Origin of the sequence: Leptotrichia sp. OH3620_COT-345, assembly GCF_003932895.1 — a bacterium.
Classification (GTDB): domain Bacteria; phylum Fusobacteriota; class Fusobacteriia; order Fusobacteriales; family Leptotrichiaceae; genus Pseudoleptotrichia.
Genome location: NZ_RQYW01000020.1, coordinates 1 through 12,148 on the forward strand (window position 1 = coordinate 1; position 12,148 = coordinate 12,148).

The 12,148-nt window shown below is 30.6% G+C and carries 15 protein-coding genes and 1 pseudogene; 13 read left to right on the forward strand and 3 right to left on the reverse strand.

Translation table 11 applies throughout. From position 1 onward, the window contains the following. Positions 1-228, forward strand: a pseudogene (locus tag EII29_RS09910) (hypothetical protein); the annotation flags it as partial. 226 nt (positions 229-454) lie between these two features. Here the strand turns inward: EII29_RS09910 and EII29_RS09915 are convergent. Both EII29_RS09915 and EII29_RS09920 read right to left on the reverse strand, forming a co-directional pair. Further along, positions 455-1,636 (reverse strand): MalY/PatB family protein, encoded by a 1,182-nt coding sequence (locus EII29_RS09915; protein ID WP_125237377.1) that lies wholly within the window; start codon positions 1,634-1,636, stop codon positions 455-457. Positions 1,637-1,673: 37 nt separating this feature from the next. Further along, the gene (locus EII29_RS09920; protein WP_125237378.1) at positions 1,674-2,636 is read right to left on the reverse strand and encodes a type I phosphomannose isomerase catalytic subunit; all 963 of its coding nucleotides are present in this window, start codon (positions 2,634-2,636) and stop codon (positions 1,674-1,676) included. Between the two features lie 230 nt (positions 2,637-2,866). On the opposite strand from EII29_RS09920, the gene EII29_RS09925 reads away from it, so the two are divergent. The 11 genes from EII29_RS09925 (at position 2,867) to brnQ (ending at position 10,677) form a co-directional block, all read left to right on the forward strand. Continuing rightward, the gene (locus EII29_RS09925; RefSeq protein ID WP_125237379.1) at positions 2,867-3,496 is read left to right on the forward strand and encodes an adenylate kinase; all 630 of its coding nucleotides are present in this window, start codon (positions 2,867-2,869) and stop codon (positions 3,494-3,496) included. Positions 3,497-3,528: 32 nt separating this feature from the next. Continuing rightward, complete coding sequence (gene map / locus EII29_RS09930; protein ID WP_125237380.1) at positions 3,529-4,302, forward strand: type I methionyl aminopeptidase; 774 nt, start codon at positions 3,529-3,531, stop codon at positions 4,300-4,302. 1,033 nt (positions 4,303-5,335) lie between these two features. Continuing rightward, complete coding sequence (infA, locus tag EII29_RS09935; RefSeq protein WP_006807623.1) at positions 5,336-5,554, forward strand: translation initiation factor IF-1; 219 nt, start codon at positions 5,336-5,338, stop codon at positions 5,552-5,554. Between the two features lie 27 nt (positions 5,555-5,581). Continuing rightward, positions 5,582-5,695 carry a 50S ribosomal protein L36 gene (gene rpmJ, locus EII29_RS09940; RefSeq protein WP_125237381.1) on the forward strand — a complete coding sequence of 38 codons (114 nt, stop codon included), beginning with the start codon at positions 5,582-5,584 and terminating at the stop codon, positions 5,693-5,695. A gap of 166 nt (positions 5,696-5,861) precedes the next feature. Then, complete coding sequence (rpsM, locus tag EII29_RS09945) at positions 5,862-6,227, forward strand: 30S ribosomal protein S13 (RefSeq protein ID WP_125237382.1); 366 nt, start codon at positions 5,862-5,864, stop codon at positions 6,225-6,227. 30 nt (positions 6,228-6,257) lie between these two features. Beyond that, a complete protein-coding gene (gene rpsK, locus EII29_RS09950; RefSeq protein ID WP_006807672.1) occupies positions 6,258-6,647 on the forward strand; it encodes a 30S ribosomal protein S11 in 390 nt (129 codons plus the stop codon). 28 nt (positions 6,648-6,675) lie between these two features. Continuing rightward, the gene (gene rpsD / locus EII29_RS09955; protein ID WP_125237383.1) at positions 6,676-7,263 is read left to right on the forward strand and encodes a 30S ribosomal protein S4; all 588 of its coding nucleotides are present in this window, start codon (positions 6,676-6,678) and stop codon (positions 7,261-7,263) included. Positions 7,264-7,296: 33 nt separating this feature from the next. After that, positions 7,297-8,265: a DNA-directed RNA polymerase subunit alpha gene (locus EII29_RS09960; protein WP_125237384.1), complete on the forward strand. Its 969-nt coding sequence runs from the start codon at positions 7,297-7,299 to the stop codon at positions 8,263-8,265. Positions 8,266-8,298: 33 nt separating this feature from the next. Continuing rightward, positions 8,299-8,688, forward strand: a complete 390-nt coding sequence (gene rplQ / locus EII29_RS09965; protein ID WP_125237385.1) for a 50S ribosomal protein L17 — start codon at positions 8,299-8,301, stop codon at positions 8,686-8,688. Positions 8,689-8,788: 100 nt separating this feature from the next. Next, positions 8,789-9,334: an N-acetyltransferase gene (locus EII29_RS09970; protein ID WP_125237386.1), complete on the forward strand. Its 546-nt coding sequence runs from the start codon at positions 8,789-8,791 to the stop codon at positions 9,332-9,334. A gap of 38 nt (positions 9,335-9,372) precedes the next feature. Further along, on the forward strand, positions 9,373-10,677 hold the full coding sequence (gene brnQ / locus EII29_RS09975; protein WP_125237387.1) for a branched-chain amino acid transport system II carrier protein: 1,305 nt from the start codon (positions 9,373-9,375) through the stop codon (positions 10,675-10,677). 125 nt (positions 10,678-10,802) lie between these two features. On the opposite strand, the gene aphA is transcribed toward brnQ, so the two are convergent. Beyond that, the gene (gene aphA, locus EII29_RS09980; RefSeq protein WP_125237388.1) at positions 10,803-11,531 is read right to left on the reverse strand and encodes an acid phosphatase AphA; all 729 of its coding nucleotides are present in this window, start codon (positions 11,529-11,531) and stop codon (positions 10,803-10,805) included. 230 nt (positions 11,532-11,761) lie between these two features. Here aphA and EII29_RS09985 point away from each other — a divergent pair, with 230 nt between their 5' ends. Beyond that, complete coding sequence (locus tag EII29_RS09985) at positions 11,762-12,094, forward strand: MGMT family protein (RefSeq protein WP_125237389.1); 333 nt, start codon at positions 11,762-11,764, stop codon at positions 12,092-12,094. Positions 12,095-12,148 lie beyond the last annotated feature (54 nt).

Below are 12,148 nucleotides of genomic sequence, written 5' to 3' on the forward strand. Positions count from 1 at the left end.
AAGAAATATATGGAAAAATTCAAAGAGTATTTCAGTGTTGAAAGAGAACTTGAGACAATAGATTGGGAAGAATATATGAAATTTAATGAAATATATCCGTTTCTGAGTTTTGAAATAGAGGGGATAAGTAAAGAGGAATTAAAAGAATTAAGAAGAAAAATAAAGCCTTATTTTAATGACAAAATTCTTTATATAAGATTGATAGATGTCAATAAATTAATTGAATAATAGCATAGTTATCATTTTAAGAAATTTATTTATTATAAAAACAAAGATTGAATACTAAAGTAAATATTCGGCATTCAAAATTTTCCGAATAAATATGAAATTATGCTGAAAAGGAAAACAGCTGTCTGAGCGAAGAGAGTTTGCTGTTTTCCAAGCATAATGAATATTTATGAAGGATAAAAAAATTTGTAGTCGATAGCAGGAGAGTGAGGGCGGCAATGAGCCCTCACGGAGATATAAGCGTATTTACAGCATCTTTTAATTGATTTAAAGCTTTTTCGAGAACTCCTCTCGGACAAGCGGCATTAAGTCTCATAAATCCCTGTAAATCTTTTTGGAAAGCTCTTCCGGAATTTAGTCCCAGCTTTGCTTTTTTCAGCATAAATTTTTCAAGCTCTTCCTGATTCAAGTTCAGATTTCTACAATCAAGCCATATTAAATAAGTCGCTTGAGGAATATTGGGCTTTATAAGGGGTATATTTTCCTTAAAATAATTATAAACGAACATAATATTATCTTCAAGATACTGTTTTAGCTGAGAAAGATACTCCTCTCCTTCAGTATAGGCAGCTATGGTTGCAACTAAATTAAAAGGATTATTTCTATGAACTTCGAGATTTTTCCAAAATTTATCAAATTTATTTTTTTCCTGTGTATTGTTAAATACAACAGTTGCACATTGAAGACCGGCAACATTAAAAGCTTTTCCTATCGATGTGCATGTAATTGTGTTTTTAGAAATTTCTTCCGAAACACTTGCCATAGGAATATGCTTATTATTCCACAAAGTAAGATCGGCATGAATTTCATCTGAAATAACAGGAACATTGTATTTGATACATAAATCACCCATAGATTTAAGTTCATTGTAATTCCATACATGTCCGATAGGATTTTGAGGATTACATAAAATAAAAAGTTTAGGCTGTTCTTTCAGTTTGTTTTCAAAATCTTCCAAATCGAAATAATATTTACCGTTTTTTTCAATAAATTTATTTTCGATAACAAATCTCTCATTATCATGATTAATGTCATAAAATTCTGAATAAACAGGGGTCTGAATCAATATTTTATCTCCTTTTTCTGAAAACTGTCTGACTAATGTGGCAAGAGCCGGAACAACTCCTATACTGAAACTCAATAATTCTTCCTTCACTTTCCAGTTGTATTGTTTTTTCTGCCAGTCTATAAAGGAACCAAAATATTCTTCGGGTCTGTAAACATAACCGAAAATACCGTGTTTTGCTTTTTCTTCAAGGGCTTTTATGATGGGATCAGCTGTTTTAAAATCCATGTCTGCAATCCAGAGAGGTATAATATCATCTGTTCCGAATTTTTTAACAAGTTCGTTATATTTTGTAGAATGGTTGCTTTTTCTGTCGATTATTTCATCGAAATTATATTTCAATATATTTACCTCCAAAATTTTCAGATATTTTTAGATTTTATTCAATAACGGTTCTCAATATTTCAAGAGTTCCTTTTAACACTACATTTATATGAGGAGGTACCAGTAAAGATTCCCCTTTTTTTACTTCCATTGAAAAATTTTTGGCATAAACTGTTCCTGTTCCGTCCAATATAGAATAGATTATCATACTTTCATTACTTATATCTTCAAATTCATCATTAATTTTTATTTTATCAATGGAATAATATTTTTTTCTTATGAGATTTTTTCTTGTTTCCCCTTTTTGAAAATCAGTATTTACAATTTCCACTTTTTTATTAAAATCTATTACTTCTGCCGATTGTTGTATGTGCAGCTCTCTTTTTACACCTTTACTGTCAATTCTGTCAAAGTCATAAATTCTGTAAGTAACATCTGAATTTTCCTGTATTTCTGCGAAAAGGACACTTCCTTTCAGTGAAGCATGTACCGTTCCCGGTATAATATCTATGAAATCCCCTTTTTTTACTGTTTTTTCTTCAAATATTCCTTCAAAATCATTATTTTCAGCTTTTTTTAAAAATTCTTCTTTTGTAATACCTGATTTCATGCCCATTATAAGAGTTGCATCGTTACTGGCCTCCATAATATACCATGATTCACTTTTACCGAGCTCGTTATGGTTTTTCATTGCAGTTTCGTCATCAGGATGCACTTGAATAGAAAGTCTGTCATTTACGTCAAGATATTTGATGAGTAGGGGAAATGTATTTCCATATTCATTATATACTTTTTCGCCTACGAGTTTTTCCTTGTATTTGTCATATACTTCCTGTAAAGTTTTTCCGGCAAGAAATCCGTTTTCAACGATGCTCATTCCGTTCGGATGAGCTGAAATTTCCCATGACTCTCCTATTTTTTTGTTTTCAGGGAGTGTCATGTTCAGTTTTTCTTCAAATTCGCGTCCTCCCCACACTTTTTCTATAAAAACTTTTTTAAATTTTAACGGATATAACATAAAATTTCTCCTTGTAAAAGTATAATTTATAGAGAAATAATAACATTTTCATAAGGAAAAGACAATATAAAAATTAAAATAGAAAAGATATTGTATATAGAAAAAATATATGTTCTGTAAAAATGTGTATATTCAAAATTTTTAAAAAGTATGATAAAATATATATCTAATAAAGAAAATATGAAGAAAGGAGTATATGACATTTATGTAAATGTTATATAAATAAAGAAATGAATATAATATTATTTGGAGCTCCTGGAGCAGGTAAAGGAACTCAGGCAAAGGAACTAACTAAAAAATACGGGATACCTCAAATTTCCACAGGAGATATTTTAAGGGAAGCAATAGCGAATCAGACACCGTTAGGCTTGGAAGCAAAAAAACTCATGGACGGAGGAAATTTGGTATCTGATGATATAGTAAACGGTCTTGTGGGGACAAGGTTAAAAAAGGCTGATTGTGAAAAAGGATTTATCCTTGACGGATTTCCGAGAACAGTAGCTCAGTCTGAAAGTCTGGATAAAATACTTGAAAATCTTAATAAAAAAATAGAAAAAGTAATCGCTCTTGATGTTAGTGATGATGAAATCATAGAAAGAATTACGGGAAGAAGAGTTTCTAAAAAAACAGGGAAGATTTATCATATAAAATATAATCCTCCTATTGATGAAAAAGAAGAAGACTTGGAACAGAGAGCAGATGATAATAGGGAAACTGTTATGAAAAGGCTTGAAGTGTATAATAAACAGACTGCCCCTGTACTTGACTATTATAAAAAGCAAGGTAAAGTGTTTAATGTGGATGGAGGGAAAAGTCTTGAGGAAATTACAAAGAATATAATTGAAATACTTGAAAAGTAAAAAGACAATTTAATATAGAAAGAAGCAGTAAAATGATAATTTATAAAACGTTGGATGAAATAAAAAAAATAAAAAAGGCAAATGAAATAATAGCAAGACTTTTTGAAGATGTACTTCCTAAATATATAAAGGCGGGAATAAGTACTCATGAATTGGATCTTATATCCGAAGACTACATAAGAACTCAAGGTGCTGTGCCGGGAACGAAAGGATATGATATAGGGCGACCTTATCCGCCGTATCCAGCTTCTACATGTATTTCAGTAAATGAAACTGTGGTACATGGGATACCCGATAAAAAAAGAATACTGAAAAACGGAGATATCGTGAGTGTAGATACTGTTACAGTATTGGACGGATATTTCGGAGATGCGGCAGTAACTTATCCTGTGGGAGAAATAGACGAAGAATCGATAAAACTCCTTGAGGTTACTGAAAAAGCAAGAAATATCGGAATAACTTATGCGGTGGAAGGTAACAGAATAGGAGACATAAGTCATGCTATTCAGGAATATGTGGAAAGTTTCGGGTTTTCACTTGTAAGGGACTTTGCAGGGCATGGAGTGGGAAAGAAAATGCATGAAGATCCTATGGTACCTAATTACGGGAAAGCAGGAACAGGTGCAAAAATAGAAAACGGAATGGTGATTGCGATAGAACCCATGGTAAATGTAGGAAAGTATCCTGTGAAAATATTAAAAGATATGTGGACGGTAGTTACGAAAGACGGTTCACGTTCGGCACATTTTGAGCATAGTGTGGCGATTGTTGATGGAAAGCCTTTAATATTAAGTGTTAAAGATTAATTTCTGTTGTTTTTTAAATTTAAACTGATTTATCGACTGATATAAATGGATTTAGTTACTGTCATGTTATATTACAGTTTAATCTTAACATGATTTGTCATATAATTAATATTTACCTTAAAAAAGGTAAGAAAAAAACTGAATTTTGTAAAATTTAAAATTTCCAAGAATTAAAATATAACTGATATTAATATATAAAATAAAAATCTCGACGGCTATATGAAAAGCTGACGGGATTTTTTATGTTTATTGATTTTATAAAAGTCGTTTTGTTGAAGTTGCCTTTATTTTAAATATTCTTGTCAAAAATAAAAATTTTCTCTATTACAAAATCAAAGCTTTTTCCTAAAGTCAGAAATTTTTATGTTCTTTTTAATTTGGTAAAGTTTATTCCCTGATAATTATTATTTCTCATAATTTCTTTGTTTCCAAAAGAAACTTTTTTGCGGCTGTTCACATTGGGATTATTTTAGGATTTTTTTTAAACTTGCTACAGGGAATAATAATTCGTTTGCTTCTTTTCCTTTTTTACCTGAATGTAGCAATTCGGTATGTTTATTATTTAAATTATTCACTTCCTCCAGTTATTATTGAAACAACTCCTTTGTGTTGCGAAATTCAAATTTTTTTTACTGGTATATCTATCATCTTAAGTTTGAATTTATATTGCATTATATTTTCTTCTATGATTTTGAAGTATTTTCAGATTTTTATATTTTCAATTCGTTTTTTTAGAAATGACAGTTAAAAATGATATTTTATATAAATCTTTGAAATTCGGTCTATATTTATTTAATTTTAATTACGGTATTGTCGTTTGAAATACCTGTCGTGAAAAGATTTTAAAATTAAACTAAATAATAAAATAAAAAATCAGGAAAATAAAAGAAGAAATATTATAGACAAAAAAGGAAAAATATCGTACAATAGTTAAGGTTGTAATTAACCGTAAAAATCATAAAATAAAAAGTTCAAAAATACTGGACATTTTTTTTGTTTTTTGATAAAATAGAAAGGATCCGAGGTGATTTTTATGGCAAAACAGGATGTTCTGGAATTGGAAGGTGAAATTTTAGAAGCCTTACCAAATGCTATGTTTCAAGTAAGACTTGAAAATGGACACGAAGTTTTAGGACATATCTCAGGTAAAATGAGAATGAACTATATTAAAATTTTACCGGGAGACAAAGTAACGGTTGAAGTGTCACCGTATGACTTGTCAAGAGGTAGAATAGTGTATAGGAAAAAATAATATTTTTATTTGGAAGGAGGGTTTTTAATGAAAGTGAAAGCTTCAATAAAACCGATATGTGACAAATGTAAAATAATCAAGCGTCACGGGAAAGTAAGAATAATATGCGAAAACCCTAAACACAAACAAATACAGGGATAAGTAATACAAATTAAGCAATCTTGAAAAAATTTTTATTTAATTATATATAGATATAAGTGATAAAAATTGTAAAGATATGTTTAGCTGTAGGGCTTATTCCTTGTGTTGTGTATGTGAGGGCATATTGAAGAAGATTTAAAAATATCAAAATTAAGGAGGAAAAAATTTGGCTAGAATAGCGGGAGTTGATATTCCAAGAAATAAAAGAGTGGAAATTTCATTGACTTATATTTTTGGAATTGGAAGAAGTACTTCAAACGAGATTTTAGAAAAAGCGGGTGTTGACAGAGACATCAAAGTAAAAGATTTGACTGAAGAGCAAGTAGGGAAAATCAGAACAATAGTTGAAGAATACAAAATTGAAGGAGAACTTAGAAAAGAAATCAGACTTAATATCAAAAGATTACTTGATATTAAAAGTTACAGAGGATTAAGACATAGAAACGGGTTGCCTGTAAGAGGACAAAAGACAAAAACAAACGCAAGAACAAGAAAAGGTCCAGTAAAAATGGCAATAGCTAAGAAAAAATAAGAGAATATTAAGTTAAGGAGGAAACCATAAGTGGCTAAAAAACCAGCAGTTTCAAAAAAGAAAAAATTAAAAAATATTCCTAACGGAATAGCATATATACATTCTACTTTTAACAATACTGTTGTAACTATAACAGATTCGGAAGGTAAAGTTGTAATCTGGAAATCAGGAGGGACTTCAGGGTTCAAAGGAACTAAAAAAGGGACTCCGTTTGCAGCACAAATAGCAGCTGAACAGGCAGCACAGGTTGCGATTGAAAACGGAATGAAGCAGATAGAAATTAAAATAAAGGGGCCGGGATCAGGAAGAGAAGCTTCTATAAGATCAATACAGGCGACTGGCTTGGAAGTAACAAGAATAGTTGACATAACTCCGGTACCTCATAACGGTGCGAGACCGCCGAAAAAGAGAAGACCGTAAATTTATTAAATAAGGAGGAATTAGATAAATGGCAAGAGATAGACAGCCGGTGTTAAAAAAATGTAGAAATCTTGGTTTAGATCCAAGCATTTTAGGAGTTAACAAAAAGTCAAACAGAAATATAAGACCAAATGCAAATAGAAAATTAACTGAATACGGAATACAATTAAGAGAAAAGCAGAAGGCAAAATTTGTATATGGAGTAATGGAAAAACAGTTCCATAAATTATATGAAGAAGCTACAAGAAAAGAAGGAGTAACAGGGGTATTATTACTTCAATACTTGGAAAGAAGATTGGACAACGTTGTTTACAGATTGGGCTTCGCTAATACAAGAAGACAGGCAAGACAGATTGTCAGCCATGGTCACATACTTATAAACGGAAAAAGAGTTAATATAGCATCATACAGAGTAAAGCAGGGAGATGTAATTTCAATAAAGGAAGATTCCAGAGAACTGGCTATAATTAAAGAAGCAGTAGGACAAAAAAGTGTTCCGGGATGGTTATCGCTGGATGAAACGACATTGACAGCTAAAGTGTTGGAAAATCCGGGAAGAGATGCTGTTGATTTTGAAATCAACGAAGCAATGATTATCGAGTTCTACTCAAGATAATAATAATCTAATAATCCAAGGAGTTGATTTAGCTTGTTAAATATTGAAAAAATAGCTAAAAATATAAAATTAACAGAAGAAAAGGAAAGCAGATACACAGCTAAATATACGTTAGAGCCTTTATACAGAGGATACGGAAATACTATTGGAAATGCATTGAGAAGAATATTGTTATCGTCAATACCGGGATCAGCTATAAAAGGTCTTAGAATAGACGGTGTATTGAATGAATTTTCTACAATATCAGGGGTAAAGGAAGCTGTTACGGATATAATATTAAATGTTAAGGAAATAGTTGTCGAACTGGATGAGCCGGGAGAGAAAAAAATGGTATTATCCGTTAAAGGACCTAAAGTTATAACTGCTGCGGATATAAAGCCCGATGCCGGAATAAAAATTATAAATCCTGAACAAATTATTGCTACTGTAACGACTGATAAGGAAATTAATATGGAATTTTTAGTTGATTCAGGTGAAGGATTTGTAGTTTCCGATGAGATAGATACGGAAGGTTGGCCAATTGGATATCTGGCAGTTGATGCCATATATACACCAATTAAGAAAGTAAATTATACTGTTGAAGATACTATGGTAGGAAGAGTTACAAATTATGACAAATTGATATTGGAAATTTCTACTGACGGAAGTATTGAAATACAGGATGCATTATCATATGCCGTAGAATTGTTGATGATACATATAAAACCTTTTGCAAATATCGGTAACAGTATGAGTAAATTCAGAGGAAATGAAGATGAAGCTTCTGTATCAAATTCCGAAGCTGAAAATAATATAGAAGATATGAAAATTGAAGAGTTGGATTTCACGGTGAGATCATATAACTGTCTGAAAAAAGCAGGAGTGAATACTATATCTGACTTAACATCAATGACATATGTTGAACTGTTAAAAATTAAGAATTTAGGGAGAAAATCTCTGAATGAAATTATTGATAAAATGAAAGAGCTTGGTTACGATTTAAGTGAAGAAGCCGGGAATTAATAAAAAAAATTGGATCAAGGAGGGAAGTAGTAAATGAATCATAATAAATCATATAGAAAATTAGGAAGAAGAAGTGATCATAGATTGGCAATGCTTAAAAATATGACTATTTCTTTAGTCAAGTCTGAAAGAATCGAAACAACGGTTACAAGAGCAAAAGAATTAAGAAAATTTGTTGAAAGAGTTATAACATTAGGGAAAAAATATAATAATCTTAATCTAGAAGATAACGGAGAAAGAGCAAAAGCAATCCATCTGAGAAGACAGGCTTTCTCATTTTTAAGAAATGAAGAAGCGGTAGCTAAGGTTTTTAAAGATATAGCACCTAAGTACATGGACAGAAATGGCGGTTATACAAGAATTATCAAAACTGATGTAAGAAGAGGAGATTCGGCTGAATTAGCGATAATAGAATTAGTATAATTAAATAAAAATTTTTGAGAACTATGAAAGAAACCGATATACTTATTTTAAGGGTTATATCGGTTTTTATTTTAAAGTTGATTTTAAAGAGTGAGGATATATGATAAAAATTTTAAATGAAAGTGAAATGTATGTTTATAAAGATAAATTGATTGAAATATATCAGAAAGCTTTAAATTTACAAGAAAAGTCCGCTCAGTATTTAGGAATACGTATTGAAAACAGTATAAAAAATAAACTTAATACAGTAATAATTACTTCTTGGGATGAGAAGACAAATGAAATAACAGGATTCGTATACGGTTTTGATTTTAGACCTGAAAACTGGTGGGCTTTACAAATAAAAGATTTTCTTCCCTTAAAAGAAGGTATAAATTGGTATGAAAATACATTTGAACTTAATGAACTTATGATTTCTCCTGAATATCAGGGTAAGGGATATGGAAAAAGACTTATGAAAGAACTTGAAAAAAATATTTCTCATAGATTTATACTGTTAAGTACAAAAAAGAATAACAATGCAAAAGTAATTGATTTTTATCATAAATTAGAGTATCGGAATATAATAGACCCTTTTAATTATATTGATAATGCTTATGATACATCAATTATTATGTGTTTTGATAAAAATAAAGAAAGGAATTAAAACTGTAAAAACATATTCAAAACAGTTTTAGGAAAGAAATGAAGAAAAAAGAATTAATAATGATAGGATTAATGATATTCTCTCTATTTTTCGGAGCGGGGAATTTGATATTTCCTCCAATTATTGGAAAAGAGGCGGGTACGAATATGCCGATAACAATGATATTTTTTGCTGTGACAGCTATCATTTTTCCTGTTTTGGGAATAATAGCCGTAGCAAAGTCCAATGGATTAAAAAATCTGGCAGGCAGAGTAGATTCTGTATTTGCAATAGTTTTTACTGTAGCAACATATTTGGCTATAGGACCTGCATTAGCTATGCCTAGAGCGGGAACGGTTCCCTTTGAAATAGCTATAGCACCTTATCTCCCTGAAGGAAGTTCGGTAAAAACGGCATTATTTATTTATACAACGATATTTTTCGGAGTAGTTTATTGGCTAAGCTTAAATCCCAATAAGCTTCTTGACAGAATAAGTAAAATAACATCACCTGTATTTTTAATATTGATATTTATGCTTTTTTTAGGAACATTTATAAAACCTATGGGAAATTATGCTCAACCTTCGGAAATTTATTCTAAAAATTTAGGACTTCAAGGATTTCTTGATGGATATTTGACTTTGGATGCACTGGCAGCATTGAATTATGGTCTTGTAGTTGTATTTGTAATTAAATCTAAAAATATTATTGAAGAAGGAAAAATAACAAAAACAGTAATTACTACGGGGATTTTTGCGGGAATGATGTTGTTCATAGTATATATGATGCTTGCTCATGTGGGAGCCTCAAGTGCTTCAATGTTTCCTCATACAAAAAATGGAGCTGAAATACTTGCGAATACAGTAAGGTATTCATATGGGGATTTTGGCGGGATATTACTTGCGAGTATATTTACAATAGCCTGTCTGAATATCGGGGTAGGACTGACAACATCACTTAGTCAATATTTTAATTTATTAATAAAAAAAGTTCCTTACAAAATATGGGCGACAATTTGGGTAATATGGAGTTATATACTTGCAAATATGGGATTGAATAAAATAATGGAATACAGTGTTCCCGTCTTACTGGCTATATACCCGGCATCACTGGTTCTCATAATGTTAGCATTGCTTGATAAATGGATAAAAGGGAATACAATAATATATAAAGCGGCAGTTTATCCTACAGTAGCAGTGAGCATAATAAGTACTTTGGACAAAATAGGTATTTCAGTGCCTTTGTTAACGGTATTGGCTAAAAAACTACCTTTACATAATGCGGATTTGGGATGGATAAGTGTTACAGTAGTTTCTTTTATTGTCAGTTTCTGCATTGTACATTTTTCAGAGGAAAATAAATAAAACAGTTTTCACACTTTTTTTGAAAAAAAGCTTAGGAAAAAAACGATTCAACCTTTTTTACAAAAAAGATTAAAAAGAGTAGGAACTAGCAGTGTGAGGGCATATAACAGCCCTCACTAATTTTTTTACCATGCGGAGTTAATTAAAACTTCTTCTCCATAGCCTCCATTAAGTTTTTGGGGATTAGTGGAGTTATAAGCTCTCTGAACACGGATTCCTCTTATTCCCAATTCTCTTGCAGCTAAAATATCATCATCACTATCACCGTAGTGAATTGAAACATTATGTTTTTTTATATAAAATGACTTATCGTATTTATAGCCACCAGTAGGAGTATCTCCCGTATATTCTACATAAACTTCTTTAGGTAAATTGAAAAATCTTTTCAGTGTTTTTGATAATTTAGTAGAAGTATAATTTTTGTCTTTTGAATGTTTTGTTCTTCCGGTAATAAAGAAAATATTGTCTCCTCTTTCCAAATGCATTTTTATAAGATCGGCAGCCGACTGTTTCGGAATAGAATGCTCATCTCCCATTTCAGCAACATAATCCCAAAATTTCTGATTATAAAGATAGCTTATCGCTCCTCTTTTATCACCGGGAATTTGAAAATAATCCTGACCATATCTGAAATATCCACTGGAGTGAAGAAGAGTGTCATCCACATCAAAACTTACATTTATAGTTCCTTTTCCTTCCAGGCTTTTTTTTATGTCTTCTACTGATACAAAATGAATCGCCTTCTGGATTTTGTCAGTTGAATAAAATCCTTCATGAGTGTAAGGAACTTTCGGTCCTGCGCCGAACAATGTGTTTGCTGATAAAATTGCCAAAATTAATAATGATTTTTTCATATAATCCTCCTTGTGTAATATAGTTTAAAATAATAATTTTTTGTCATTATGGAATAACCATGACGGATGAAAATAAATATTTTCTGAAATTATCATATAATATATTATAACCTGATTTTAAAATTTATCATTAAAAAAAGATTATTTTTTTGAATTTGTTTTTCATGTTTACAAAATATTTTTATTATAATATAATAAAATTAATAGAAGAAAGGATTAGTGCAATAAAAATGAAAAATAAAAAAAATAATATGTTTGAAAAAATATATGGAATTACGAGAAAAATACCTTATGGCAAAGTAGCTACTTACGGTCAAATTGCAGTTTTAGCGGGAAATCCAAAATTATCAAGAGTTGTAGGATATGCAATGAGTTTTTGTCCTTATAGGGATGTTCCTTGCCATAGAGTAGTAAATAGATTCGGAGAACTTGCAAAAAATTTTGGAGAAAATGGAAGCGAAGAACAGAAAGTACGACTTAAAAATGAAGGAATTGATATAAATGAAAGTAATTGTGTAAATTTAAGAAAATATATATGGAATGTAGTAGAAAATGAAGTATAACCGAAAGACTTAAAAACAAATTATAACAAAGCAGAAAAAATTATAAAAAAGTCT

Bases quoted from the DNA above. Each gene is read 5' to 3' on its own strand.
- rpsD (WP_125237383.1), top strand. From the start codon at position 6,676: ATGGCAAGAGATAGACAGCCGGTGTTAAAAAAATGTAGAAATCTTGGT.
- rplQ (WP_125237385.1), top strand. From the start codon at position 8,299: ATGAATCATAATAAATCATATAGAAAATTAGGAAGAAGAAGTGATCAT.
- infA (WP_006807623.1), top strand. From the start codon at position 5,336: ATGGCAAAACAGGATGTTCTGGAATTGGAAGGTGAAATTTTAGAAGCC.
- EII29_RS09925 (WP_125237379.1), top strand. From the start codon at position 2,867: ATGAATATAATATTATTTGGAGCTCCTGGAGCAGGTAAAGGAACTCAG.
- rpmJ (WP_125237381.1), top strand. From the start codon at position 5,582: ATGAAAGTGAAAGCTTCAATAAAACCGATATGTGACAAATGTAAAATA.
- EII29_RS09985 (WP_125237389.1), top strand. From the start codon at position 11,762: ATGAAAAATAAAAAAAATAATATGTTTGAAAAAATATATGGAATTACG.
- brnQ (WP_125237387.1), top strand. From the start codon at position 9,373: ATGAAGAAAAAAGAATTAATAATGATAGGATTAATGATATTCTCTCTA.
- EII29_RS09920 (WP_125237378.1), bottom strand. From the start codon at position 2,636: ATGTTATATCCGTTAAAATTTAAAAAAGTTTTTATAGAAAAAGTGTGG.
- EII29_RS09970 (WP_125237386.1), top strand. From the start codon at position 8,789: ATGATAAAAATTTTAAATGAAAGTGAAATGTATGTTTATAAAGATAAA.
- map (WP_125237380.1), top strand. From the start codon at position 3,529: ATGATAATTTATAAAACGTTGGATGAAATAAAAAAAATAAAAAAGGCA.
- aphA (WP_125237388.1), bottom strand. From the start codon at position 11,531: ATGAAAAAATCATTATTAATTTTGGCAATTTTATCAGCAAACACATTG.